Here is a 25,292-nt window from a genome sequence, read left to right on the forward strand (position 1 = left end):
TGATCGTGTGAGGTGGACACCGGGGCACGGGGACAGACCCAGCGCGGACGTGGCGTTGGCGGCAATCGTCGCCGCTGCCCGCCGTGCCGTCGGTGGTGGCAGGGAGCCATTGGACGACCTCGCCTCCCTGCTGACCGACGTCGCCGCCACAGACGACAGCGACCTGGGTCGGGCGGCGCTCGCCGTGATCGCAGAGTCCCCGAGGCTCACCGCCTGGCTCGACAACTCCGCCCGGCAGACGGTGTGGCACCGGCCCAGCCGGTCTTCGCAACTGAACCAGTTGATCAAGCGGCTGCACCAGCCCACAGTGGCCCCGCTCGTCGCGGCGTTGGCGAGCACCAACTCCGACGGCCACGTCCGTGAACGCGCGGTGCGGGTCATGCTCACCGATCGAAGCCCCGACCTGCTGCCGTTCCTGGCGCTGCGCACCGGGGACTGGGTCGCGCAGGTCCGGGAGCCGGCCCGCGCGGGTCTCGCGTTGCTGCTCGCCGACGACCCGGCCAGGTACCTTCCGGTGGCGCTGCCGATGGCACTCCTGATGGACGCACGCACGCGCGGCGGCTTCGCCGTCAACCAGGTCACGGCCGCGCTGCTCAGCGCACCGCCAGCCGTACGCCGAGTGGTCGGCGCCGCAGGCTCGCCGGCCCAGCGGCGGCTCGTCTTCGAACTGGAGATGACGCAACGCCGGCTGCGCATCGACGACCTGGTCGCCGTCGCCGAGTCCGAGACCGATGTACGCCTCCGTTCGCTCGCGGCCGAAGCCGCCTGCCGGGAAGCGGTGTGGACCGGCCGGCTCCCGATCCTGCGGCGGTTGGCCCGCGACCGTCGGCCGGACGTACGCTCCGTCGCCCTCACCGGCCTGCTGCGCCTCGGGGAGCAGGCCGAGGTGGCCACGCGCCTCGACGACACCGCGTCGCTGGTGCGGGCCATCGCCCGGGAGGCCGCGCGCCGCGCCGGCATCGACGCCAGGGCGCACTACCGGGCGTCGATCGGTGGCCCGGAGCCCACGCCGGGCGCGATCGCCGGGTTCAGCGAAACCGCCTCGGAGTCCGACGCGCACCTGCTCGACGGACTTCTCAGCCACCCGGCCGCGAAGATCCGCGCTGCGGCCGTACGCGGCCTCCGCCACCTCGGCGCCGTGGACGCCCACCAGGTCACGCCACTGCTGACGGACCCGTCACCGTCGGTCGTCCGCGAGGCCGTCAACGCGCTACGACCAGTCGCGGCAACCCTTGCGGCGGAGCTGCCCTGGCAGTTGCTCGCCGGACCGCGGGTGGAGTTGCGGCGCGCGGGCTACCGGCTGCTCGGCACCCGGGACGTACCCGAGCGGTTGCGCGCCGCCCTTCTCCTGGCCGTCGACCCGGATCCCGGGCTGGCCCGACGCGGCCGCGCCGACCTCACCCGGCTCGTGCGGGACGCCGACCACACCACCTGGCGGCGTACCCGACTGCCCACACTCGACATCACGCCCGCGCAACGCGCCGACCTCGGCGCACTTGCCCAACGCGCGGCGCCCGCCGTCGGCGAGCAGGTCAGCGCACAGCTCGCCGCGTGGCTCATGAAGTCTGTGCAGGCGGGCTGAGGTCCGACCGCTGCCTGGTCCGTTCGTGGTAGGTGGCGAAGTCGAAGAAGCGCAGACCGTCAACCGTCACGTCGTCGGCGATCTCTTCTGCCGTCCACGGATGGTCGGAGTAGTCGTCCACGGCGACACCGCCCCGTACGAGCAGCGCCAACGTCAGACGGCGTACCTCAACCGTCCCGTCGACCCGGCCGGAGACGTCGACCTGAAGCGCCCAACCGGGTAGCCGGCCGCACGCCCTGGTCAGCCCTCGCACGGCCTCCGGCTCCCAATCCGCGTACAGGTCTTCGCCCGCACCGGTCAGCTCCCCGTACAGGCACCCGTCCACGAGCCACGGATTCCTCTGGCCCGGAGACAACCGGTCCAGCAGAGCGACGACGGAAGCCTGCCCCAATTCCGGAAAGACGAAGACGGTACGCACGGCCGCAGCGTCGCACACGCCAGCTCATCCGACGGGACGGGTCTGTACGACTGCCGGCCTCGCGCTCGCCACGGCAAGATCCGCAGCGGGGGAGAAGTAAACGGGCCGGCAGGTAACCCGAGCCCTGATGACCTCGCGCCTCGCGGCAGCTGCACGCACATGATGTTGAGCGTCCGCGCTTGCGGGTTTGGTCAGGCACCGGCTACGGCATAGCCAAGGACCACGGCGGCGGACACGACGACGTGGCCTGGGGCGAGGTCCTGGGCGCTCGTCGCGGCGGCCTCGGCGTGGCCGCGGTAGCGGGCAGCGCCCGGCTGTTCCGGGTCGATGTCCTCAATGTGCAGGACCGCACCGATGCGTACGCTGGCGGCCTCGGCGTACAGCTCGGCCTTTGCCCGGGCCGCGGCCACTGCCTGGCGCCGAGCCTCGGCCCGCAGTTCGCGCTTGCCTGTGACGTCGAAGTCGACGCCCTCGATCTCGTTGGCACCCGCCGAGACGATGTCGATCAGCAGTGGTTCGACGTCGTCCAGTACGCCGGACTGGACCGCAAAGGCCGCCTGGCACTGGTAGCCGATGAACCTGCGTGACCCGTCCGCGTATTCGGTGGCTGTCTTCAGGTCCAGGCGCGAACCCTCGACCGCCGCGTCGGCTATCCCGTGCTCGCGCAGTGCGCCGCGCACGGCCCGCACGGCTGTGCGGGCCGCCTCGAACGCGGCGGCCGGGGTCTGCTCCAGCCGTACGATCTTGAACCTTACGCGTACAAGATTCGGTAGGGCCTTCACGCTCGCTGCACCGAACGCGGTGATGCCCCAGGGGCGTTCCACCATTTGCATGAACGCCGATCCAACCAGACTGTCTTCCGCCCCGTGCTCCCGGTACGCCAACCACCTGACCGACTGCGCGGATGCCAGGTACAAGACGTCCCTCAGGGAATGTCGGCCTTACGCGATACGGGGTTCGCGCGGGCCGCGGATGTCGCCCCGACACCTCACACTTGACGTGACTCGACGGCGACGAGGAGGCCCGCGTGGGGGAGTTCAACACCCAGGACGTCAACGTCGTGAAACGCCTCGCCACCGTCGCCGCCATCGTCGGCACCGTAATGGTCGGCTGCGGGGTGGGAACCCTGCTGATACCCCTGTCGGGTGCCGACTCTCCTGAGCCAGGGGCTCCGGTGCCGCCGGAACGACCTGAGGGCCTGGACCCAGGGGCACCAACGGCGAAACCTACGCCGGAGCAAAAGCAGAGCGAATACCTGAACGCCCTCCTCACCGACCGGGCCGCCCTCTACAGCGGCAACGCCAGCGCCCGCCTGCGACAGCAGGTCGAAGTCGGTGAATCTTTCCCCGTCGCTCTCGCCGTGTGCGCCCCCGGCAACATCCCATGCACCGTCAACCCATCCGAACCACCACAGCAACTGCCCAAGAACCCCACCCGTCCAGCTGAGGCGGAGGAATTGGGCAACGTGCCGGTCGGCGGCCGAGTGCAGGCGGAACTGTCCTGGTACGGCAGTGACGCAACAATCAGAGCCAGCAGCCCACCGGAGCAGGTCATAGCCGCGCCCGGTGATGTTGCCGAGTGGCGCTGGTCGGTGCAGGTCGGCGCGAACCCGGGGCGGCTGATTTTCCAGATCAGCGTGACAAGCCTGAGGGGCGACAGCAACGTACCGCTGTTCCCCACCCGCTACTTCGACCTTGACGTGGAGGTGACGGACACGGTTCAGAACCGCACCAGCGTGATCGTGGCCGCGCTGAACCGCTTCGTGGTTGGTGCCGGGTCGGGGATGGCCGCGCTGGGCGCCACGATCGTCGCCTATCTGACGTATCGGCGTGCGCGGCAGGAGCGAGCTGGCAAGCGTGCCGCCGAGCAGGGGTCGGGCGATGCCGGGGGCGGGCGGGAGGCCGGTTTATCGCTGCGGAAGCGCCGCCGCCGGCCACGAAAGCCTGGGCGGGGCGAGACCTGATCCCGGCGCCGCAGCAAGCGCGTGGCCGGCGTGATGTGACACCGTGTGTGATAGATCAGTGGCACGAAGGCCGATCGCCAACGACCACGGTTGAGTCGGTGATCGATGATCAAGGTGCTGGCCTGCGCGTGTTGTTGGAGCGGGCGACGGGAATCGAACCCGCACCGTCAGTTTGGAAGACTGAAGCTCTACCATTGAGCTACGCCCGCGCACACCCCGCCGAAACGGGACGCGCCGACAGCGTACCCAATGCCCCTGGCCCCCGCGCCACCGCCTTGCGTCGCTCCTCCACCGCCGCGCATTCCGTCCAAGATCTGCGCAACTTCAGGGAAAGTGGTGCCTCACGGCGCGCGGATACCACTACATCCCTGATGTTGTGCGGACCTTGCGGGCAGCCACGCGCGCAGGCCACGATTTCCTTGATGTTGTGCGGATCTTGCAGGTGCCCACGCGCGGGCCGCGCCCGCTTTCGGGGAATCTGTCCCGGTGGGGACGCCCCGGCACCGCTCGCGGGGCGGCGACGGCATAGACTGCACGTCGCCACGGGGTGTGGCGCAGCTTGGTAGCGCACTCGCTTTGGGAGCGAGGGGCCGTGGGTTCAAATCCCGCCACCCCGACTGTCGTCAGCGTCCGGGTCGCCCCGGGCGCTAGTGGCCGGCCGTGCCGGCTCGCCTACACTCGATGGGCCAATCGAAGGCCCAGACTAAAAACCAAGATCCGTCAAGGAGTACGCCTGTGAAGAGCACCGTCGAGACTCTGAGCCCGACGCGCGTGCGGCTCGCCATCGAGGTGCCGTTCGTCGAGCTCGAGCCGAGCCTCAAGAAGGCGTACCGGGAGATCGGTTCGCAGGTCCAGGTTCCGGGCTTCCGCCGGGGCAAGGTGCCGACCGCGGTGATCGACCAGCGGGTGGGCCGGGGCACCGTCCTCAACGAGGCGGTCCAGGACGCCATCCCGGAGAACATCCTCGCCGCCGTGCGGGAGCACGACCTGAAGACGCTTGGTCGTCCGGAGGTCGAGATCACCGAGTTCAACGACGGTGACTCGCTGAACTTCACGGCCGAGGTCGACGTCCGCCCGGAGATCACCCTGCCCGACGCGAGCACCATCGAGGTGACCGTTGACGAGCTGCAGATCGACGAGAGCGAGATCGACGAGCAGGTGAAGAACCTGCGTGAGCGGTTCGCCACCCTCAAGACGGTCGAGCGGGCCGCCGCCGAGGGCGACTACGTGCAGATCGACCTGAACGCGACTGTCGACGGCGAGGACGTGCCCGGCGGTCAGGCCAGCAACATCTCCCACGAGGTGGGCAGCAAGCAGCTCCTGCCGGGCCTGGACGAGGCAGTGGTCGGCCTCGCCGCCGGCGACAACACCACCTTCACCACCCAGTTGGTCGGCGGCGACTTCGCCGGCCGGGACGCCGACGTGGCGGTGACCGTGCGCACGGTCAAGGAGAAGGAGCTGCCGGAGCTGAACGACGACTTCGCCCAGATGGCGAGCGAGTTCGACACCATCGAGGAGCTGCGCGGCGACCTGCGGGCCCGGGTCACGCAGGGCAAGCAGGTCGAGCAGATCTACGCCGCGCGGGACAAGGCGCTGGCGCAGCTTGTCGAGGCCGCCGAGGTGCCGGCGCCGGAGGGTGTCATCCGCGAGGAGGTCGCCAGCCGCAAGCAGGCCATGGTCGACCAGCTGGAGCGGATCGGCGCCTCCCTGGAGGAGTACCTCGCTGCCGAGGAGAAGACCGAGGAGCAGATCGACGCCGAGCTGACCGAGGCGGCGACCGAGGGCGTCAAGGTGCAGCTCCTGCTGGACACGCTTGCCGACGCCGAGGACGTGCAGGTCTCCGACGACGAGTTCGGTCACGAGATCGTGCACCGGGCGCAGCGCGCCGGGATGGCTCCGCAGCAGTACTACGACCAGCTGGTGCGCTCGGGCGCTGCTGCCGCGGTCTTCGGTGACGTGCGCCGGGGCAAGGCGCTCGCCGCCGTCATGGAGCGGATCACGATCAAGGACTCGGCCGGCAACGAGGTCACCCTGGACGCGCTGCGCGCAGCCAACGAGGCGGAGCACAACCACGAGCACTGATCGTCGGGTGCGGCCGCCGTCCGCCGCTTGCGCGGCGCACGGCGGCCACACCCATTCCCGGGTACGCCCGGAAGCCCGCGCCGCGGGTGCGCCCGACCCAACTGCGCTGAGAGCGAACAGTGCCCCGACCGGGACTCTGCCGCCTCGGGTAGCGGTTAGTGTCGGGAAAGACGGTACGGAGAGCGAAGGGCTGCCATGACCGACATGCACATCCCAACGACGTCGCGCCGGGCGATCGATGCCCGCGGTGGCGACTCGATTGGCAACCTCGACGACTCGGTCTACAACCGGTTGCTCAAGGAACGCATCATCTTCCTGGGCAGCGAGGTGACCGACCAGGTCGCCAACCGCATCTGCGCGCAGCTGCTGCTGCTCGCCGCGGAGGACCCGGACCGCGACATCAACCTGTGGATCAACTCGCCGGGTGGCTCGGTCTACTCCGGCATGGCCATCTACGACACCATGCAGTTCATCGACAACGACGTGTCGACAGTGGCGATGGGCATGGCTGCCTCGATGGGCCAGCTGCTGCTCTGCGCGGGCACCAAGGGCAAGCGGTACGCGCTGCCGCACGCCCGGATCATGATGCACCAGCCGTCCGGTGGTCTGGGCGGCACGGCGTCCGACATCGCCATCCAGGCGGAGCAGATGCTCTACACGAAGCGCATGTTCCAGGAGCGGGTCGCGCACCACACCGGCCAGAGCCAGTCGCAGATCGAGGCGGACTCGGACCGGGACCGTTGGTTCACCGCCCAGGAGGCCATGGACTACGGCTTCATCGACAAGGTGATCATCGGGGCCGCTCAGGTTCCGGATGGCGCCGGGACCCTGAGCTGAGGAGCTGACGATGACCGATCTGAGCTTGCCGCCCCAGTTCGCGGCCGTGCACAACCGTTACGTCCTCCCGTCGTTCGTCGAGCGCACGTCGTACGGGGTCAAGGAGTCCAACCCGTACAACAAGCTCTTCGAGGACCGGATCATCTTCCTCGGTGTGCAGGTGGACGACGCGTCGGCGAACGACGTGATGGCCCAGCTGCTCACGCTGGAGGGCACCGACCCGGACCGCGACATCATCATGTACATCAACTCGCCGGGTGGCTCGTTCACGGCCATGACGGCGATCTACGACACCATGCAGTACGTCCGTCCGGACATCTCCACTGTGTGCCTCGGACAGGCGGCCAGCGCGGCTGCGGTGCTGCTGTCGGCGGGCACCGCGGGTAAGCGGATGGCTCTTCCGAACTCGCGGATCATCATCCACCAGCCGGCCACCGAGGGCGGCTACGGGCAGGGCTCGGACATCGAGATCCAGGCGCGGGAGATCCTGCGGATGCGGACGCAGCTGGAGGACATGCTGTCCCGCCACTGCAACCGCCCGATCGAGCAGGTTCGCAAGGACATCGACCGTGACAAGATCATGACGGCCGAGGAGTCCAAGGAGTACGGGCTGGTCGACACCATCCTGACCAGTCGTAAGAAGGGCCTGCTGGCTGCCAACGCGGCCAGCTGAGTCAGCACCGGGTCAGAGGTTGGCCGGGGCACCCGTTCCCGGCCGACCTCTGACACACCCGTTTTGGGGGTCGGAGAATGCCCCGTCAGCGGGTAACGTCGGGTCCGTACCGCTTCGCCGGTTCGGCCGGTGAGGTGAACCAAGCCGGGCGGCGCGCAGCGTCCGCAGGTCAGGGCCGGGTCTCCGGCCGATGAGTGCAGGGAGAACGTAGGTGGCACGGATCGGTGACGGCGGCGACCTACTTAAATGCTCCTTCTGCGGCAAGTCGCAGAAGCAGGTGAAGAAGCTCATCGCGGGCCCAGGGGTCTACATCTGCGACGAGTGCATCGATCTCTGTAACGAGATCATCGAAGAGGAGCTGGCCGAGTCCGGCGAGGTGAAGTGGGAAGAGCTTCCCAAGCCGATGGAGATCTGCCAGTTCCTCGACAACTACGTCGTGGGGCAGGACCAGGCCAAGAAGGCGCTCGCCGTCGCGGTCTACAACCACTACAAGCGGATCCAGGCTGAGGCGGCCGGTGCGCCGGGCTCCGGCAATGACGCCGTCGAGCTGGCCAAGTCCAACATCCTGCTGCTCGGCCCGACGGGTTGCGGCAAGACCCACCTGGCGCAGACGCTCGCGCGGATGTTGAACGTCCCGTTCGCCATCGCCGACGCCACAGCGCTGACCGAGGCGGGTTACGTCGGCGAGGACGTGGAGAACATCCTCCTCAAGCTGATCCAGGCCGCCGACTACGACATCAAGCGCGCCGAGACCGGCATCATCTACATCGACGAGGTCGACAAGATCGCCCGCAAGTCGGAGAACCCGTCGATCACTCGTGACGTCTCCGGCGAGGGCGTGCAGCAGGCACTGCTCAAGATGCTCGAAGGCACTGTGGCGAACGTCCCGCCGCAGGGCGGTCGTAAGCACCCGCACCAGGAGTTCATCCAGATCGACACCACGAACGTGCTGTTCATCTGCGGTGGCGCGTTCGCGGGCCTCGACCAGATCATCGAGTCCCGCACCGGGCAGGGTGGCACCGGCTTCGGTGCCCGGCTCCGGTCGGTGTCCGAGCGGTCGACCGACGATATCTTCAGCCAGGTCATGCCGGAAGATATGCTCAAGTTCGGGCTGATCCCGGAGTTCGTCGGCCGCCTGCCGGTGATCACCAACGTCCGGAGCCTGGACCGCAGCGCCCTGGTGCGGATCCTCACCGAGCCCCGTAACGCCCTGGTGCGGCAATATCAGCGCCTCTTCGAGTTGGACGGCGTCGAGCTGGAGTTCGACGAGCCGGCCCTGGAGGCGATTGCCGACCAGGCCATGCTGCGGGGCACGGGCGCCCGCGGTCTACGGGCCATCATCGAGGAAGTGCTGCTCTCCGCGATGTACGAGGTGCCGAGCAACCCCGACGCCGCCCGGGTGCTGATCACCCGCGAGGTCGTCCTGGAGAACGTCAACCCGACGATCGTTCCGCGCGAGTTCACCGGGCGCCGTGCCCGGCGGGACCGCGAGGAGAAGTCGGCCTGATCCTCCCCGCGTCACGCCGGTCGCTCAGTCCTGACGCGGCCGGCGTGATCGCGTTCGGCGGTCCCACTCGCCCGACGGGATGACCACCACCATCATCAGTTTCGCCGGCTCGTCGGTGTCGTTGCGGTAGCCGTGCTCCCGGTCGGCGTGGAACTCGATCGTCTCGCCGGCCTGGACTGTGTGGTCCTGCCCGTCGACCAGGACGACAACCGTGCCGGTCAGCACGTGCACGACCTCGCGGGTGCCGCGGGAGTGGTCGGCGGAGCGGTGCGCCTCGCCGGGTTCCAGCCGCCAGTCCCACAGCTCGACAAGGTCCGGTTCGCCGAGCCCGCTGAGCAGGTGGGCGGTGCCGCCGTGCTCGCCCTGCCAGAGCACTGGTGCCTCCGCCGCGGTGGTGATCTTCACGGCGCGTTCCTCGTCGGGCTCCAGCAGTCGCGCGATGTTGACGCCGAACGCGTCAGCGACCCGGCACAGCGTGCCGATGCTCGGGTTGGTGCGGGAGTTCTCGATCTGCACGAGCATCGCCTTGCTCACCCCGGAGCGGCCGGCCAACTCCTCGAAGGACCAGCCCCGGGCAGCGCGTAGCTCACGTACCTGCCGGGCCACAGCAGCGGTCACCGCGCCCACCCGGCCTGCGGCCTCGGTCATCAAACTATCCTTCACGGTCACTATTATGGTACGACTGACGCATGCTCCCCATTGTCCTCGCAGCGATTTCCGCAGTCGCGTTCGGCACGGCCGACTTTTCCGGCGGAAAGGCGTCCCGCCGGGCTCACCCGATCGCCGTGACCGTCGTCTCCCAACTGCTGAGCGTCCCGCTGCTGGTCGTGCTGGTGCTGGTCGTGCCTGGCACGCTGACCGTCCGGGACACCGCCTGGGGGCTGCTCGCCGGGTTGGCCGGCGCCAGCGGCGTCATGCTGCTGTACCGAGCGCTGGCCGGCGGGATGATGGCCGTCGTGGCGCCGGTCACCGCGATCACCGCCGCTGTGGTGCCGATCGTCGCCGGCCTGTTCACCGCGTCCTTCCCGGGTGCCTTGGCGCTCACCGGCGCCGGCCTCGCGGTGCTGGCGATCGCGCTGGTCAGCCTGGGTGCGAGCGGCGGCCGGGCCAGCGTGCCGGCGCGCCAGGTCGGCCTCGCGCTCGCCGCCGGTGCGCTGTTCGGCGTCTTCTACACGCTCCTGGGTCAGGCCGACGAGAGCGCCGGCATGTGGCCGGTGGCGGCGGTACGGGTCAGCTCGATCGCCTTCGGCCTCGCGCTGGCCGTCGGCACCGGCGTGCGGTTGCGCCTCGGGCGACGGGTGCTGGTCTGGGCGGCGGTCGCCGGTGTGCTCGACAGCGCCGCCAACGCGCTCTTCCTGGCCGCCGCCGCCCGGGGGCACCTCAGCATCGTGGCGGCGATCGCCGCGCTCTACCCGGCCAGCACTGTGCTCCTCGCACTAGCCGTCGACCGGGAGCGCCTGCGGCCGATCCAGGTCGCCGGCCTCGGGTTCGCCGCCGGGGCCCTGGTGCTCGCCAGCATCTGACGCTGTCCGTACCGGCCGTCCCGGCCGTACTCTGGGATCATGCGCGTCGCAGTCTGCCAGCTGAACGCCCGGGACGACCGCAAGGCAAACCTGGCCGCCGCCGAGGTTCTGCTGGAACGCGCCGCCGCCGGCGGCGCGGACCTGGCCATCCTCCCGGAGTACGTCGACTATCTCGGCCCCGCCGCGGGGATGCCCGAGCCGGAGCCGGTCGACGGCGAGGTGGGCAGCTTCTTCGCCGGGGTCGCGCGGCGGCTCGGCATCTGGGTGGTGGCCGGCTCGTTCCACGAGGTCGGCCCGGATCCGGCGCACACCTTCAACACCTCGCTGGTCTTCGACCGGACGGGCAGCCTGGCCGCGAGCTACCGAAAGATCCATCTGTACGACGTGGAGATCCCCGGCCGGGTGTCCTATCTGGAATCCGCGAGTGTCGCGCCCGGGGTCCAACCCGTCGTGGTGGACGTCGAAGGGCTCCGGGTCGGGCTGTCGATCTGCTACGACCTGCGCTTTCCCGAGCTCTACCGGCAGCTCACCAGCGAGGGCGGCGCCCATCTGCTCGTGGTCCCGGCGGCGTTCATGCTGCACACCGGCCGCGACCACTGGGAGGTGCTGCTGCGGGCGCGGGCGATCGAAAACCAGTGCTACGTGGCGGCGGCCGGTCAGACCGGCGACCACGACCCCGGCCGCACCTGCTTCGGACGCAGCATGATGATCGACCCGTGGGGGACGGTCCTCACCCAGCTGCCGGACGGGTCCGGAGTCGCCTTCGCCGACCTCGATCTCGACAGGCTCGCCACGATCCGCGCCGAACTGCCCAGCCTGGCCAACCGCCGACTCTGAGCGGTCAGCCCTCCAGCAGGACGCCGATCGCCGCGAGACCGACGATGACCCCGCCGGTCACCAGCAGGGCGGTGGTCATCCGGGACCTGCCGCGCCGGGCCAGCTGTCGTACCGAGAGCACCAGGACGACGAGCACGACGGCGCCGATCACCACCTGCCAGAACGGCAGAAGGAGGCCGAGCAGGGCTTCCTCGGCGAGCACCGTGGCGTCCGGCCCGGGTTCATCCATGCCTGACACTCTGGCACGCCGTTGCACTCCGCGTCGGGCACCACTCGGTCCCGTGGGCCAGAACCCGCACCAGGCAGTACGCCGTCCAATGGAGCAGAGCTCGCGCCGGACGCCGCGGGGGTCTTGCGATCAGCCAGTGATGAAACCTGATTTGCCTTCTCGGGGCGGTCCGCGTAACTTTCTCTCTGCACGGGGGAGGCCGGACAAACGGGCCAAGACCGGGCACCAGGCTCGGGGCGGCAACGCCGAGCGAGGCTGGAGATTCGGGCGGTGCGGAACACTCCGGAAACGGGGTTGCGGACGCGAAGCCGACCGGGTAGAGTTCTGAAGCCGGCAGGAGCCGGGCGGAGAGCCGCGAAGCGGTGATCGGCCGGTCTGCGGCTTCCCACGACAGTAACGACCACCGGGTACGGTGTGCGTCATCGTGGGTCCCGGACGAACCACAATTGATCGCCTCGGACACGAGGTTGACAATGAAAGTTCGACCAAGTAAGTTTGAGCGGTTGCCCCGAAACGGGATCCTTCGGGTTTCTGGTCGGTGTGTGGTTGTTCTTTGAGAACTCAACAGGGTGCTTTGTAAAGCCAGTGCCAATTATGATTTATACCCCGGACTGGTCGGGCCTTTATGGTTTGGCTGGTTGGGATTCCTTTGGCAACATTTGTTTGTTGTCAGGATGCTGTTCAACTAATTTTTTGTTGGAGAGTTTGATCCTGGCTCAGGACGAACGCTGGCGGCGTGCTTAACACATGCAAGTCGAGCGGAAAGGCCCTTCGGGGTACTCGAGCGGCGAACGGGTGAGTAACACGTGAGCAACCTGCCCCAAGCTTTGGGATAACCCTCGGAAACGGGGGCTAATACCGAATATTACTGCTGGTCGCATGGCTGGTGGTGGAAAGTTTTTCGGCTTGGGATGGGCTCGCGGCCTATCAGCTTGTTGGTGGGGTGATGGCCTACCAAGGCGACGACGGGTAGCCGGCCTGAGAGGGCGACCGGCCACACTGGGACTGAGACACGGCCCAGACTCCTACGGGAGGCAGCAGTGGGGAATATTGCACAATGGGCGGAAGCCTGATGCAGCGACGCCGCGTGAGGGATGACGGCCTTCGGGTTGTAAACCTCTTTCAGCAGGGACGAAGCGAGAGTGACGGTACCTGCAGAAGAAGCACCGGCCAACTACGTGCCAGCAGCCGCGGTAAGACGTAGGGTGCGAGCGTTGTCCGGATTTATTGGGCGTAAAGAGCTCGTAGGCGGCTTGTCGCGTCGACCGTGAAAACTTGGGGCTCAACTCCAAGCCTGCGGTCGATACGGGCAGGCTAGAGTTCGGTAGGGGAGACTGGAATTCCTGGTGTAGCGGTGAAATGCGCAGATATCAGGAGGAACACCGGTGGCGAAGGCGGGTCTCTGGGCCGATACTGACGCTGAGGAGCGAAAGCGTGGGGAGCGAACAGGATTAGATACCCTGGTAGTCCACGCTGTAAACGTTGGGCGCTAGGTGTGGGGAGCCTCTCCGGTTCTCTGTGCCGCAGCTAACGCATTAAGCGCCCCGCCTGGGGAGTACGGCCGCAAGGCTAAAACTCAAAGGAATTGACGGGGGCCCGCACAAGCGGCGGAGCATGCGGATTAATTCGATGCAACGCGAAGAACCTTACCTGGGTTTGACATGGCCGCAAAACTCGCAGAGATGTGAGGTCCTTCGGGGGCGGTCACAGGTGGTGCATGGCTGTCGTCAGCTCGTGTCGTGAGATGTTGGGTTAAGTCCCGCAACGAGCGCAACCCTCGTTCGATGTTGCCAGCGCGTTATGGCGGGGACTCATCGAAGACTGCCGGGGTCAACTCGGAGGAAGGTGGGGATGACGTCAAGTCATCATGCCCCTTATGTCCAGGGCTTCACGCATGCTACAATGGCCGGTACAATGGGCTGCGATACCGTGAGGTGGAGCGAATCCCAAAAAGCCGGTCTCAGTTCGGATCGGGGTCTGCAACTCGACCCCGTGAAGTCGGAGTCGCTAGTAATCGCAGATCAGCAACGCTGCGGTGAATACGTTCCCGGGCCTTGTACACACCGCCCGTCACGTCACGAAAGTCGGCAACACCCGAAGCCGGTGGCCCAACCCTTGTGGAGGGAGCCGTCGAAGGTGGGGCTGGCGATTGGGACGAAGTCGTAACAAGGTAGCCGTACCGGAAGGTGCGGCTGGATCACCTCCTTTCTAAGGAGCACCATCCACCGAAAGGTGGCATGGAGCCCGCGGCCTGCGGATGTCGGGTCGGGGTGCTCAGATGGCGGAGACACTGGCAAGTTTTCCCTCGGCAACGGCCGGCGGCGCCTAGTACAGCCACTCTTGGGTGGTGGGAACGGTTGCGGTTGGTGCGGCTGAGGAAGGATGTAAGGCACCCTGTTGGGTCCTGAAAGAACAACCGTTGGTTGTTTCTTTCGGAGACTTGTCTGGCCCTCCGTGTGGGGGCTGGTGGTCTGCCAGGCATGGCCTGGTTCCACATACCGCTGGTCTGAGGACTGGGTTTGGTGTGGGGCTTTTGGGTTGTGGGTTGGTCGTTTGTTGAGAATTGCACAGTGGACGCGAGCATCTTTGTGGTCAAGTTGTCAAGGGCGAACGGTGAATGCCTTGGCACCAGGAGCCGATGAAGGACGTGGGAGGCCGCGATAGGCCTGGGGGAGCTGTCAACCAAGCTGTGATCCCAGGGTGTCCGAATGGGGAAACCTGGCACCAGTCATGTGGTGTCACCCACACCTGAACACATAGGGTGTGTGGAGGGAACGCGGGGAAGTGAAACATCTCAGTACCCGTAGGAAGAGAAAACAATTTAGTGATTCCGTGAGTAGTGGCGAGCGAAAGCGGATCGAGGCTAAACCGGCTGCGTGTGATACCTGTCAGGGGTTGCGTGGTCGGGGTTGTGGGACCCTGCTGAACAAGCTGACACTTGTTCGAGAAGTTACAAAGTCAGTGGCTAGTCGAACAGTCTGGAATGGCTGACCGTAGACGGTGAAAGTCCGGTAGGTGAAAGTTGCTGACCTTCTGTGGGTGTTCCCGAGTAGCGGCGGACCCCTGAAATCTGCCGTGAATCTGCCAGGACCACCTGGTAAGCCTAAATACTTCCTGGTGACCGATAGCGGACGAGTACCGTGAGGGAATGGTGAAAAGTACCCCGGGAGGGGAGTGAAATAGTACCTGAAACCGTTCGCCTACAATCCGTCGGAGCCTTGCGGGGTGACGGCGTGCCTTTTGAAGAATGAGCCTGCGAGTTAGTGGCATGTGGCGAGGTTAACCCGTGTGGGGGAGCCGTAGCGAAAGCGAGTCTGAATAGGGCGATTCAGTCGCGTGTCCTAGACCCGAAGCGGAGTGATCTAGCCATGGGCAGGCTGAAGCGCGGGTAAGACCGCGTGGAGGGCCGAACCCACCAACGTTGAAAAGTTGGGGGATGACCTGTGGTTAGGGGTGAAAGGCCAATCAAACTCCGTGATAGCTGGTTCTCCCCGAAATGCATTTAGGTGCAGCGTCGCGTGTTTCTTGCCGGAGGTAGAGCACTGGATGGTCTAGGGGGCCCACAAGCTTACCGAAATCAGCCAAACTCCGAATGCCGGTAAGTGAGAGCGCGGCAGTGAGACTGCGGGGGATAAGCTTCGTAGTCGAGAGGGAAACAGCCCAGATCACCAGCTAAGGCCCCTAAGCGTGTGCTAAGTGGAAAAGGATGTGGGGTCGCATAGACAACCAGGAGGTTGGCTTAGAAGCAGCCACCCTTTAAAGAGTGCGTAATAGCTCACTGGTCAAGTGGTTCCGCGCCGACAATGTAGCGGGGCTCAAGCACACCGCCGAAGCTGTGGCATTCACATTTTAACCTCGCTTGGACTTGATTCCTTGTGCAGGTGTGTGGATGGGTAGGGGAGCGTCGTGCCGCGAGTGAAGCAGCGGGGTGACCCAGTTGTGGACGCGGCACGAGTGAGAATGCAGGCATGAGTAGCGAAAGAAGGGTGAGAAACCCTTCCGCCGGATGACCAAGGGTTCCAGGGCCAGGCTAATCCGCCCTGGGTGAGTCGGGACCTAAGGCGAGGCCGAGAGGCGTAGTCGATGGACAACGGGTTGATATTCCCGTACCCGCGAAAGAGCGTCCCTGATGAACCTCGTTGTGCTAACCACCCGAGCTGCCTGATGTCTTCGGACGGATGGTGGGGAGCGTGGGAACCTGGCGGGTAGTAGTCAAGCGATGGGGTGACGCAGGAAGGTAGCTGAGCCCGGCCGGTGGTTGTGCCGGGGTAAGCGTGTAGGCCGTGTCGTAGGCAAATCCGCGACACTTTAAGGCTGAGACGTGATGCCGAGCCGATTCAGGTGAAGTCAGTGATCCTATGCTGCCGAGAAAAGCCTCTAGCGAGTTCTTAGCGGCCCGTACCCCAAACCGACACAGGTGGTCAGGTAGAGAATACCGAGGCGATCGGGCGAACTGTGGTTAAGGAACTCGGCAAATTGCCCCCGTAACTTAGGGAGAAGGGGGGCCGGAGACGTGAAGCCCCGCGCGGGTGGAGCGTTGTATGGCCGCAGAGAGCAGGGGGAAGCGACTGTTTACTAAAAACACAGGTCCATGCGAAGAAGTAATTCGATGTATATGGACTGACGCCTGCCCGGTGCTGGAACGTTAAGGGGACCTGTTAGCTCTTCGGGGCGAAGCGGAGAACTTAAGCGCCAGTAAACGGCGGTGGTAACTATAACCATCCTAAGGTAGCGAAATTCCTTGTCGGGTAAGTTCCGACCTGCACGAATGGCGTAACGACTTCCCCACTGTCTCAACCACAGGCCCGGCGAAATTGCAGTACGAGTAAAGATGCTCGTTACGCGCGGCAGGACGGAAAGACCCCGGGACCTTTACTATAGCTTGACATTGGTACTCGAATTAGCTTGTGTAGGATAGGTGGGAGCCGGTGAAGTCCATACGCCAGTATGGGTGGAGGCAATCTTGAAATACCACTCTGGTTGATTTGGGTATCTAACTTCGGACCGTTATCCGGTTCAGGGACAGTGTCTGGTGGGTAGTTTAACTGGGGCGGTTGCCTCCTAAAAGGTAACGGAGGCGCCCAAAGGTTCCCTCAGCCTGGTTGGCAATCAGGTGTTGAGTGCAAGTACACAAGGGAGCTTGACTGTGAGACTGACAGGTCGAGCAGGGACGAAAGTCGGGACTAGTGATCCGGCACTTGCGAGTGGAAGCGGTGTCGCTCAACGGATAAAAGGTACCCCGGGGATAACAGGCTGATCTTCCCCAAGAGTCCATATCGACGGGATGGTTTGGCACCTCGATGTCGGCTCGTCGCATCCTGGGGCTGTAGCAGGTCCCAAGGGTTGGGCTGTTCGCCCATTAAAGCGGTACGCGAGCTGGGTTTAGAACGTCGTGAGACAGTTCGGTCCCTATCCGCCGTGCGCGTAGGATACTTGAGAAGGGCTGTCCCTAGTACGAGAGGACCGGGACGGACGAACCTCTGGTGTGCCAGTTGTCCCGCCAGGGGCACGGCTGGTTAGCTACGTTCGGAAGGGATAACCGCTGAAAGCATCTAAGCGGGAAGCCTGCTTCAAGATGAGGTATCCCACCCACCTTTGGTGGGGTAAGGCCCCCAGCTAGACGACTGGGTTGATAGGCCGGAAATGTAAGCCCGGTAACGGGTTCAGTTGACCGGTACTAATAGGCCGAGGACTTGACTACTAAGCTGCTACGCGTCCACTGTGCAACTCTAGACAAACGAACAACAAACCCCAGTGTGTGGTGTTGTTTGATATGTCTATAGAGTTACGGCGGTCATGGCGGAGGGGAAACGCCCGGTTACATTCCGAACCCGGAAGCTAAGCCCTCCAGCGCCGATGGTACTGCACTCGTGAGGGTGTGGGAGAGTAGGACACCGCCGGACAATCTTTCCAGGAAGGGTCACCCGTAACGGGTGGCCCTTCCTGCGTTTCGCGGCACCATGACAGGGCCATCCCACAGGGGGTGGCCCTGTCTGCGTTCACCGGCGTATTCGTTGATCGGCTCGCTTTCACGGAAAGCGGGGTGTCGAACGGCCGGGATACCGCGGTTTCCGTGAAACCGAGCCGATCAACCATCCGACGAGAGGCCCGGCGAGGTCGACGCTGAGGTGGACCTGAGAGACGGGTGGTCCCGAGGCCGGCTCCCCGATCTGTCGTCGCTTTCGACGTACCTCTTGCGTGCAGAGGGCGACCGCCGACCCCGCGGCCGGATCAGTTGCGGGTCTGCATGTCGGCGCGGAGATCGCGCAGCAGGGCGCCGGCGTCGTCGACCGACCGGCCGGGGAACATGGCCATGACCACGCTGCCGTGGTCGGCCCAGCCGCACACCGCGAAGTCGCCCCCCTCGCCCGTGGTGCTGCCGCACTTCATCACGCCGCCCAGCCCGCCCGCGGGGACATCGCGTAGGCCGGTCACCGCACCAGTCTCGTCGGACATCAGCCTGAACAGGCTGGTGAGGTCGCGCTCCGGCTGCCACAGCAGTGTGGTGCCGCCGAAGATGAGCACCGAGCGCTTGTCGTCCGCCGGATCGCGGTAGACAGTGCCGAAGCTACGGTCCAACTCGATGTCGGCGGCCAGGCCGCTGCGCAGGTAGTCCGCTGTGCTCTTCGCCCGCTCGCTGTCGTCCCGCGTCAACCCCGCCACCTGGTCGGGGGAAGCCAACCGGGTGTCCTTCTGCTGCATTACCCGCCACCCACCGAGGGCCAGCGCGCCCGCGCCAGCGAGGCCCACCGCCAGCGCGGCCGCCCAGACGATCCGGCGACGCCGGGACCAGCCACCGGATCGCTCCTCGGGGGCACCTCCGGTGTCCCGGGTGCTCAGCTGGATCGGCTCCTCGGTCAGCTCGACAGGGTCGCGACCGCCGTCGAGCGGGCGCTCAGTGAGATGTGCGTCGGACATAGCCGACACCGTACGCGAATGGCAGGTGGCGCACGTCGGGTCTGTGAAAGCCCTCCGTAGACTTGTCAGGTGACCGAGAGACTGGATGCCCGACGCCCCGACGCCCCGACCCTTGCCGGCCAGTACCTGCCTGGCGAGGTAGAGCAGCGACGGTACGAGCAGTGGGTAGCCGCTGGGCACTTCCGGGCTTCGGCGGCCAGCGACAAGCCGCCCTTCACGATCGTCATCCCGCCGCCGAACGTCACCGGCTCCCTGCACATGGGCCACGCCCTGGACCACACGGTCCAGGACGCGCTGGTGCGGCGTAAGCGGATGCAGGGCTTCGAGACGCTCTGGCTGCCGGGCATGGACCACGCCGGCATCGCCACCCAGAACGTCGTCGAGCGACAGTTGGCCGCTCAGGGGCTCTCCCGCCATGACCTGGGTCGGGAGAAGTTCGTCGAGCGGGTCTGGCAGTGGAAGGCCGAGTCCGGCGGGGCCATCCTCGGCCAGATGCGCCGCCTCGGTGACTCGGTCGACTGGGACCGCGAGCGCTTCACCATGGACGAGGGCCTGTCCCGGGCCGTCCAGACGATCTTCAAGAAGTTGTACGACGACGGCCTCATCTACCGGGCGAACCGGATCATCAACTGGTGTCCGCGCTGCTTGACCGCGCTCTCCGACATCGAGGTGGAGCACACCGACGACGACGGCGAGCTGATCTCCATCCGGTACAGCGACGAGGTGGTGGTCGCTACCACCCGGGCCGAGACGATGCTCGGTGACACCGCTGTGGCCGTGCACCCGGACGACGAGCGGTACCAGCATCTGATCGGCACCGAGGTCGAGCTGCCGCTGACCGGTCGCCGGATCCCGATCGTCGCGGACGCGCACGTCGACCCGTCGTTCGGCACCGGCATGGTGAAGGTGACCCCGGCACACGACCCCAACGACTTCGAGATCGGCCAGCGCCACGACCTGCCCTCGCTGACCGTGATGGACGAGCGCGGCGTGATCACCGTGCCCGGCCCGTTCGAAGGGCTGGACCGGTTCGAGGCGCGGCCCGCGATCGTGGCGGCGCTGCGCGAGCAGGGCCGGATCGTGGCCGAGAAGCGGCCGTACGTCCACGCGGTCGGGCACTGCTCGCGGTGCAAGACGACTGTCGAGCCGCGGCTGTCGCTGCAGTGGTTCGTCAACACCGCCCCGCTGGCCGAGGCCGCCGGGGACGCGGTCCGCGACGGCCGGGTCCGCATCGAGCCCGCCGAACTGTCCAAGCGCTACTTCGCCTGGGTCGACAACATGCACGACTGGTGCATCTCGCGCCAGCTGTGGTGGGGGCATCGGATCCCGGTCTGGTACGGCCCCCAGGGCGAGATCGTGTGCGTGGGCCCGGACGAGCAGCCGCCGACCGGCGAGGGCTGGCACCAGGACGAGGACGTTCTCGACACCTGGTTCTCCAGCGGCCTGTGGCCGTTCTCCACGCTCGGCTGGCCCGAGCAGACCCCGGAGCTTGCGAAGTTCTACCCGACGAGCGTCCTGGTCACCGGCTACGACATCCTCTTCTTCTGGGTCGCCCGGATGATGATGTTCGGCCTGTACGCGATGGACGGCCGGCCGCCGTTCGATGTCGTCGCCCTGCACGGCATGGTGCGCGACCAGTTCGGCAAGAAGATGTCGAAGTCGTTCGGCAACGTGGTCGATCCGCTGGACTGGATCGACCGGTACGGCGCCGACGCCACCCGCTTCACGCTCGCCCGGGGCGGCAACCCCGGTCAGGACGTGCCGGTCAGCGAGGAGTGGTGCCAGGGCTCGCGCAACTTCTGCAACAAGCTGTGGAACGCCACCCGGTTCGCGCTGATGAACGGGGCGCACACCGTCGGTGACCTGCCGCCCGCTGAGCAGCTCTCCACCGTCGACAGGTGGGTCCTGTCCCGGCTGGCGCACGTCACCGCCGAGGTCGACGAGCAGTTCGAGGCGTACGAGTTCGCGAAGGTGTGCGACCTGCTGTACCACTTCGCCTGGGACGACGTCTGCGACTGGTACGTCGAGTTGAGCAAGCCGGTGCTCGCCGAGGGTGGCGAGCGGGCCGAGGCCAGCCGCCGGGTGCTCGGGCACGTGCTGGACCAGCTGCTGCGGCTGCTGCACCCGATCATCCCGTTCGTCACCGAGGAGCTGTGGCTCGCGCTGACCGGCGGCGAGACGGTGCAGTACGCGGCCTGGCCGGTGGCCGACCGGGCGCGCATCGACGACGCCGCCGAGGCCGAGCTGGCGAGCGTGCAGCGGGTGGTCACCGAGATCCGCCGGTTCCGCTCCGACCAGGGGCTGCGCCCGACGCAGCGGGTGGCTGCCCGCCTCGACGGGCTGACCGGGGCCGGCATCGCTGCCCACGAGCCGCTGATCCGGTCGCTGGTCCGGCTGGACCCGGCCGGCGACGACTTCCAGGCCAGCGCCACGCTGGCCATGCCCGGCGCGGTCGGAGTCGCGTTGGACACCCGGGGGACTATCGACGTGGCCGCCGAGCGCGCCCGGCTGACAAAGGACCGCGCGGCCGCCCAGAAGGAGGTCGCGCAGGCGCGGGCGAAGCTCGACAACCCGGCCTTCATCGGCAAGGCCCCCGAACCGGTCGTCGCGAAGATCCGCGACCGGCTGGCCACCGCCGAGGCCGACCTGATCCGGATCGACGCTGCCCTGGAGACGCTTCCCTCGTGACCGACCGTACCGAATTCGCCACTGCCGAAGCCGAGCTGGCCGCCCGCGGTTTCACCCGCATGGTCTTCGAGCTGGACCGGATCGAGTCCCTGCTCGACCTGCTCGGCAGCCCGCAGCGGGCGTACCCGGCGATCCACCTGACCGGCACCAACGGCAAGACCTCCACCGCGCGCATGATCGACGCGCTGCTCCGGGCGTTCGGGCTGCACACCGGCAGGTACACCAGCCCGCACCTGGAGACCGTCCGGGAGCGGATCAGCCTGGACGGCGAGCCGGTGAGCGAGGAACGGTTCGCGGCGGTGTACGGGGAGGTCAAGCCGCTGGCCGAGCTTGTCGACGCCCGCTCGGACGAACCGCTCACGTACTTCGACATGACCACCGCGCTGGCGTTCGCGACGTTCGCCGACGCGCCTGTCGACATCGCTGTGGTCGAGGTCGGGCTCGGCGGTGCCGAGGACGCCACAAACGTCATCCAGGCCGGCGTCTGCGTGATCACCCCGATCGGCCTGGACCACACCGAGTGGCTCGGCGACACGCTCCAGGACATCGCGCTGGCCAAGGCCGGCATCATCCACCCAGGCGCCACAGTTATCGCGGCTGCGCAGGAGGAGGAGGCCGCGCGTCCCCTCCTCGAACGCTGCTCCGAGGTGGGCGCCACCATCGCCCGGGAGGGTGCCGAGTTCGGTGTGCTGAGCCGCGCGGTCGCGGTCGGCGGGCAGGTGCTCACCCTCCAGGGTCTGGGCGGCGTCTACGACGACGTGTTCATTCCGCTCCACGGGGCACACCAGGCGCAGAACGCGGCGGTGGCGCTCGCCGCCGTCGAGGCGTTCCTGGGTGCCGGGGCGCGGCGTCAGCTGGACGTCGAGGCCGTACGGGAGGGCTTCGCCACGGCCAGCTCGCCCGGTCGGCTGGAGCGGGTCCGCAGCGCGCCCACGGTGCTGCTGGACGGCGCGCACAACCCGCACGGCATGGCCGCGACAGTCACCGCACTGCAGGAGGAGTTCGCGTTCAGCAAGCTGGTGGCGGTGGTCGGGGTGCTCGCCGACAAGGACGCCGCCAGTCTGCTGGAGCTGCTGGAACCGGTGGCCGACGTTGTCGTCGTGACTCGGAACAGCTCTCCCCGTGCGATGCCGACCAATGAACTCGCCGCGCTGGCCGCCGAGGTGTTCGGCGAGGACCGGGTCGAGGTGGCCGAGGAGATGCCGGACGCGATCGAGCTGGCGGTGGCGCTCACCGAAGAGGACGTCCCCGGTGAGCTGAGCGGGGTCGGGGTCCTGATCACTGGTTCCGTGGTCACGGTGGCGGACGCCCGTCGGCTGCTGAAGCGATGACCGGCCCGGAGCGGGACCCCCGGACCGCAGAGCAGCCGTCGGCGGAGCGACCACAGGCAGACCAGCCGCTGGGGGAGCGTCCACGGACGGACCAGTCATCAGCGAACCAGCCACCCGGCGGGCAGCCGCGCCGTTCCGGGTTGCGCAATCCGGAAGGGGCGGTACGTGGCCTGGGCGCTGGGACCCTCGGCCTGGAGGCGCTGGTCCTGTTGCTGGCGATCCAGCCGATCCGGGTCGTCGGTGGTGATCTCAGCGGCACCGCGATCGGCGTGGTGGTGGCCCTCGCTGTGGTCGCCGTGCTGCTCGCAGGCAGCATGCGCCGTCCCTGGGCCTGGCACGCCGGCACCGTCTTCCAGGGTCTGCTGATGCTTGCCGGTCTGCTGCACTGGTCGCTGCTCGCGCTGGGCATCATCTTCGCCCTGGTCTGGGCGTACGCGCTGCACGTCCGCCGGGTCATTCTCGGCTGATACGCGCCGCCCTTCGGGCCTACCGCAGGGCCAGCGGCTTCGGGCCGGCTGCCCCGACGAGCGCCTCCCCGCAGCGCCCGGCGCAGGGCGACGGCGCGGTGACCGCGGTGGGGGACGGCCCTGGGATGGTCCACACGGCGGGGGAGCAGGCCGGGGTCAGGCGTCGGCGCGTTCGCGCCACTGGGTGAGGGCGATGCCGTGGCCGTCCGGGTCCCGGAAGGCCGCTGCCCACACTTCCAGCTTGCTGCCCCGGCTGACCACCCGGGGCGCGTAGGTGAAACGGACGCCGGAGTCGCGCATCCGCTCGTACGCGCCCTCGATGTCGTCCACCTCGAGGTTGACGTGCACCAGCCGGCGGCTGATCGGCGCGGCCTCGGTCAGCTCACGCAGCACCAGCCGGGTCGTGCCGGAGGCGAGCACCGCGTTGCCCGTGCCCCTGTCGACCTCGGTGAAGCCGAGCCGGTCGCGGTAGAAGGTGAGCGACCGGGACAGGTCGGTGACCAGCAGCGTGAGGCCGACCCCGCTGATCGGGCCGGCCGGATCGGCGACGGCCGCGTCGTCGTACCCGAAGATCGCTTCGTCAAGTTCCTCGGCGGTGACGGTCTCGGGCGCCGCTGCGGCCGGGCCCGGGTCGTCAAGCGGCAGGTCCAAGGGGTCCAGCGGATCCGCGATGCCCGGGCCGGTGCGCTGTCCGGGCGGCGGATCAAAGCGTTGCACTGTGGGCGAGTCGAGGCGCTGCGCGGGGTCGAGGCGTTCCTCCTCCGCCGCGGGCCGGTCGTCCTCCGGCGGGCGCGGCGCGGGCGTGGTGGCCCGCCGGGGCAGGCCGCCGGCCTGCTGCTCGACCACGACGCCCTCCAGCACCACCCGGCCGCTCGGGCTGTGGCTCATGACCACCGGCTCGTGCTCACCCGCTGGGACGATGGCGTCGTCGAGCAGCGGGTCGGGGTCACGCGGGGCGCGGAACGGGTCGTCGCTACGCGGGTCGCGGAATGGATCGTCACCGCGCGGGTCGCGGAAGGGGTCGTCACCGCGCGGGTCGCGGAAGGGGTCGTCACCGCGCGGGTCGCGGAAGGGGTCGTCACCGCGCGGGTCGCGGAAGTCGTCCCGGAAGTCGTCGTCCGCCGCGCGGTCGGCCCACGGCGGGGAGTCCTGCTGGATCAGCATCTCGTCCACGGCGTCGACGTTGGCGAACTCCGGCGGGAGGTCGGCTACGGCTGTCGCCATCTCGGCGTGGGTCGGCACCTCGTCCCACAGGACCTTGACGTGCCGCTGGTCGTCCAGCGCGACCCGGACCGGCAGGGTCTGACCCAGCGACGGCCACTTGGAGACCGGCACCCGCGGCTCGATGATCTTCTTGGACCGCGGCGGCAGGCCCGGCGCATCGAGGACCAGCTGCAGCTCGCAGCGGCCGAACGCGTACTGGGTGGGTGGTTCGGAGGCGCTGTGCACGTGACCGACGCCGACCACCCAGGTACGCCCGCCGCCACGTACGGTGGCCAGCGCGATCGCCAGCACCAGCAGGGCGACCCCGAGCGCCACGATGGCCCAACTGGTCATGCCCAGCCCGAAGAGGACGACGAACGTGGCCACGGTGCCGAGCACCGCGCCGATCAACTTGCGTACCGGCGCGATGGGCCGGTTCCCGCCATTCGCCACAGTGGACCTCCCGGGGGTCAGGGCCAGGCTAGGCCGGATCGGCCGCCGGGGGAAAGACCGGCCGCCGCGCCGGCGCCGGGACCGGGTCGCTAGGCTGACCGTACCGAGCCCGAGCGTTCTGCGCGTACAGGAGGAACCCAGCGTGTCCAGCAACAGCCCGGATGAGCGCAGCCTCGTTCTGATCAAGCCCGACGCGGTCCGCCGGGGCCTGGTCGGCGAGGTCCTCTCCCGCTTCGAGCGCAAAGGGCTGCGGATCGACGCGATGACACACCGGACGATGGACGCGGCGCTCGCCGACGAGCACTACGCCGAGCACGTCGACAAGCCGTTCTACCCGCCGCTGAAGGACTTCATGACCGGCGGCCCGCTCGTGGCGCTGGTGCTCTCCGGCGACCAGGTCATCGACGTGGTCCGTGGGCTGGTCGGCGCGACCGACGGTCGTAAGGCCGCCGCCGGCACGATCCGGGGTGACCTGTCGCTGTCCAACCGGGAGAACCTGGTGCACGCCTCCGACTCGCCGGACAGCGCCAAGCGCGAGATCGCGCTCTGGTTCCCCGAGCTGGGCTGACCAGAGCCCGCCG

General features: G+C 67.4%; 18 protein-coding genes, 2 tRNA genes and 3 rRNA genes. 16 read left to right on the plus strand and 7 right to left on the minus strand.

The genetic code is table 11. The features are described from left to right. The first annotated feature begins 7 nt into the window (after positions 1-7). Complete coding sequence (locus tag F4558_RS01895; protein ID WP_167943012.1) at positions 8-1,582, plus strand: hypothetical protein; 1,575 nt, start codon at positions 8-10, stop codon at positions 1,580-1,582. Here the strand turns inward: F4558_RS01895 and F4558_RS01900 are convergent. Together F4558_RS01900 and F4558_RS01905 are read right to left on the minus strand one after the other, a co-directional pair. After that, on the minus strand, positions 1,557-2,000 hold the full coding sequence (locus F4558_RS01900; RefSeq protein ID WP_167943013.1) for a hypothetical protein: 444 nt from the start codon (positions 1,998-2,000) through the stop codon (positions 1,557-1,559). The two genes, F4558_RS01895 and F4558_RS01900, sit on opposite strands and share 26 nt — an antisense overlap. A 191-nt stretch (positions 2,001-2,191) precedes the next feature. Next, a complete protein-coding gene (locus tag F4558_RS01905; RefSeq protein WP_197281439.1) occupies positions 2,192-2,884 on the minus strand; it encodes an SIMPL domain-containing protein in 693 nt (230 codons plus the stop codon). 143 nt (positions 2,885-3,027) lie between these two features. Between F4558_RS01905 and F4558_RS01910 the strand changes: the two genes are divergently transcribed. Then, entirely contained in the window at positions 3,028-3,963 is a 936-nt protein-coding gene (locus tag F4558_RS01910; RefSeq protein WP_167943014.1) for a hypothetical protein, read from the plus strand. A 135-nt stretch (positions 3,964-4,098) separates the two neighbouring features. Here F4558_RS01910 and F4558_RS01915 read toward each other — a convergent pair. Beyond that, positions 4,099-4,172, minus strand: a tRNA-Gly gene (locus tag F4558_RS01915). Positions 4,173-4,506: 334 nt separating this feature from the next. Here F4558_RS01915 and F4558_RS01920 point away from each other — a divergent pair. The 5 genes from F4558_RS01920 (at position 4,507) to clpX (ending at position 9,062) form a co-directional block, all read left to right on the plus strand. Then, positions 4,507-4,580 (plus strand) — tRNA-Pro (locus F4558_RS01920). Between the two features lie 118 nt (positions 4,581-4,698). Further along, positions 4,699-6,045: a trigger factor gene (gene tig, locus F4558_RS01925; protein WP_053652980.1), complete on the plus strand. Its 1,347-nt coding sequence runs from the start codon at positions 4,699-4,701 to the stop codon at positions 6,043-6,045. Positions 6,046-6,240: 195 nt separating this feature from the next. Further along, positions 6,241-6,882, plus strand: a complete 642-nt coding sequence (locus tag F4558_RS01930; RefSeq protein WP_053652979.1) for an ATP-dependent Clp protease proteolytic subunit — start codon at positions 6,241-6,243, stop codon at positions 6,880-6,882. 10 nt (positions 6,883-6,892) lie between these two features. After that, complete coding sequence (locus F4558_RS01935) at positions 6,893-7,555, plus strand: ATP-dependent Clp protease proteolytic subunit (protein ID WP_053652978.1); 663 nt, start codon at positions 6,893-6,895, stop codon at positions 7,553-7,555. A 211-nt stretch (positions 7,556-7,766) separates the two neighbouring features. After that, a complete protein-coding gene (clpX, locus tag F4558_RS01940) occupies positions 7,767-9,062 on the plus strand; it encodes an ATP-dependent Clp protease ATP-binding subunit ClpX (RefSeq protein ID WP_053652977.1) in 1,296 nt (431 codons plus the stop codon). A 24-nt stretch (positions 9,063-9,086) separates the two neighbouring features. Here clpX and F4558_RS01945 read toward each other — a convergent pair whose 3' ends face one another. Then, positions 9,087-9,710: a cupin domain-containing protein gene (locus tag F4558_RS01945; protein ID WP_053652976.1), complete on the minus strand. Its 624-nt coding sequence runs from the start codon at positions 9,708-9,710 to the stop codon at positions 9,087-9,089. A 41-nt stretch (positions 9,711-9,751) separates the two neighbouring features. Between F4558_RS01945 and F4558_RS01950 the strand changes: the two genes are divergently transcribed. Together F4558_RS01950 and F4558_RS01955 are read left to right on the plus strand one after the other, a co-directional pair. Next, entirely contained in the window at positions 9,752-10,585 is an 834-nt protein-coding gene (locus tag F4558_RS01950) for a DMT family transporter (RefSeq protein ID WP_053652975.1), read from the plus strand. A gap of 39 nt (positions 10,586-10,624) precedes the next feature. Further along, a complete protein-coding gene (locus tag F4558_RS01955) occupies positions 10,625-11,422 on the plus strand; it encodes a carbon-nitrogen hydrolase family protein (RefSeq protein ID WP_053652974.1) in 798 nt (265 codons plus the stop codon). A gap of 4 nt (positions 11,423-11,426) precedes the next feature. Here F4558_RS01955 and F4558_RS01960 read toward each other — a convergent pair whose 3' ends face one another. Continuing rightward, on the minus strand, positions 11,427-11,651 hold the full coding sequence (locus tag F4558_RS01960) for a hypothetical protein (protein ID WP_053652973.1): 225 nt from the start codon (positions 11,649-11,651) through the stop codon (positions 11,427-11,429). A 693-nt stretch (positions 11,652-12,344) separates the two neighbouring features. On the opposite strand from F4558_RS01960, the gene F4558_RS01965 reads away from it, so the two are divergent. The 3 genes from F4558_RS01965 to rrf all read left to right on the plus strand — a co-directional run bounded on the left by F4558_RS01965 (position 12,345) and on the right by rrf (position 17,554). Further along, positions 12,345-13,859 (plus strand): 16S ribosomal RNA (locus F4558_RS01965). 382 nt (positions 13,860-14,241) lie between these two features. Continuing rightward, a 23S ribosomal RNA gene (locus F4558_RS01970) occupies positions 14,242-17,352 on the plus strand. 85 nt (positions 17,353-17,437) lie between these two features. Next, positions 17,438-17,554: ribosomal RNA gene (gene rrf, locus F4558_RS01975) — 5S ribosomal RNA — on the plus strand. Together the 16S, 23S and 5S rRNA genes form the textbook arrangement of a ribosomal RNA operon. A gap of 328 nt (positions 17,555-17,882) precedes the next feature. On the opposite strand, the gene F4558_RS01980 is transcribed toward rrf, so the two are convergent. Continuing rightward, entirely contained in the window at positions 17,883-18,569 is a 687-nt protein-coding gene (locus tag F4558_RS01980) for a hypothetical protein (protein ID WP_053656009.1), read from the minus strand. A gap of 69 nt (positions 18,570-18,638) precedes the next feature. Here F4558_RS01980 and F4558_RS01985 point away from each other — a divergent pair, with 69 nt between their 5' ends. The 3 genes from F4558_RS01985 to F4558_RS01995 are packed head-to-tail and all read left to right on the plus strand — an operon-like array spanning position 18,639 to position 23,055. Then, positions 18,639-21,257, plus strand: a complete 2,619-nt coding sequence (locus tag F4558_RS01985) for a valine--tRNA ligase (RefSeq protein WP_167943015.1) — start codon at positions 18,639-18,641, stop codon at positions 21,255-21,257. Then, positions 21,254-22,588 (plus strand): bifunctional folylpolyglutamate synthase/dihydrofolate synthase, encoded by a 1,335-nt coding sequence (locus F4558_RS01990; RefSeq protein ID WP_053656013.1) that lies wholly within the window; start codon positions 21,254-21,256, stop codon positions 22,586-22,588. Before F4558_RS01985 ends, F4558_RS01990 begins: the two co-directional genes overlap by 4 nt. Next, positions 22,585-23,055, plus strand: a complete 471-nt coding sequence (locus F4558_RS01995; RefSeq protein ID WP_167943016.1) for a DUF4233 domain-containing protein — start codon at positions 22,585-22,587, stop codon at positions 23,053-23,055. The genes F4558_RS01990 and F4558_RS01995 overlap by 4 nt, the downstream gene beginning before the upstream one ends. 156 nt (positions 23,056-23,211) lie before the next feature. On the opposite strand, the gene F4558_RS02000 is transcribed toward F4558_RS01995, so the two are convergent. After that, on the minus strand, positions 23,212-24,711 hold the full coding sequence (locus F4558_RS02000) for a VOC family protein (protein ID WP_167943017.1): 1,500 nt from the start codon (positions 24,709-24,711) through the stop codon (positions 23,212-23,214). Positions 24,712-24,853: 142 nt separating this feature from the next. Between F4558_RS02000 and ndk the strand changes: the two genes are divergently transcribed. Then, entirely contained in the window at positions 24,854-25,279 is a 426-nt protein-coding gene (gene ndk, locus F4558_RS02005; RefSeq protein ID WP_053656016.1) for a nucleoside-diphosphate kinase, read from the plus strand. Positions 25,280-25,292: the final 13 nt, after the last annotated feature.

The sequence above is a fragment of the Micromonospora profundi genome (genome assembly GCF_011927785.1).
Taxonomy (GTDB): Bacteria; Actinomycetota; Actinomycetes; order Mycobacteriales; family Micromonosporaceae; genus Micromonospora; species Micromonospora profundi.

What these genes read in the sequence shown, in the direction of transcription:
- F4558_RS01935 (WP_053652978.1), top strand. Translation starts at nt 6,893, where the DNA reads ATGACCGATCTGAGCTTGCCGCCCCAGTTCGCGGCCGTGCACAACCGT.
- F4558_RS01930 (WP_053652979.1), top strand. Translation starts at nt 6,241, where the DNA reads ATGACCGACATGCACATCCCAACGACGTCGCGCCGGGCGATCGATGCC.
- F4558_RS01960 (WP_053652973.1), bottom strand. Translation starts at nt 11,651, where the DNA reads ATGGATGAACCCGGGCCGGACGCCACGGTGCTCGCCGAGGAAGCCCTG.
- F4558_RS01950 (WP_053652975.1), top strand. Translation starts at nt 9,752, where the DNA reads ATGCTCCCCATTGTCCTCGCAGCGATTTCCGCAGTCGCGTTCGGCACG.
- F4558_RS01980 (WP_053656009.1), bottom strand. Translation starts at nt 18,569, where the DNA reads ATGTCCGACGCACATCTCACTGAGCGCCCGCTCGACGGCGGTCGCGAC.
- F4558_RS01945 (WP_053652976.1), bottom strand. Translation starts at nt 9,710, where the DNA reads ATGACCGAGGCCGCAGGCCGGGTGGGCGCGGTGACCGCTGCTGTGGCC.
- F4558_RS01955 (WP_053652974.1), top strand. Translation starts at nt 10,625, where the DNA reads ATGCGCGTCGCAGTCTGCCAGCTGAACGCCCGGGACGACCGCAAGGCA.
- F4558_RS01995 (WP_167943016.1), top strand. Translation starts at nt 22,585, where the DNA reads ATGACCGGCCCGGAGCGGGACCCCCGGACCGCAGAGCAGCCGTCGGCG.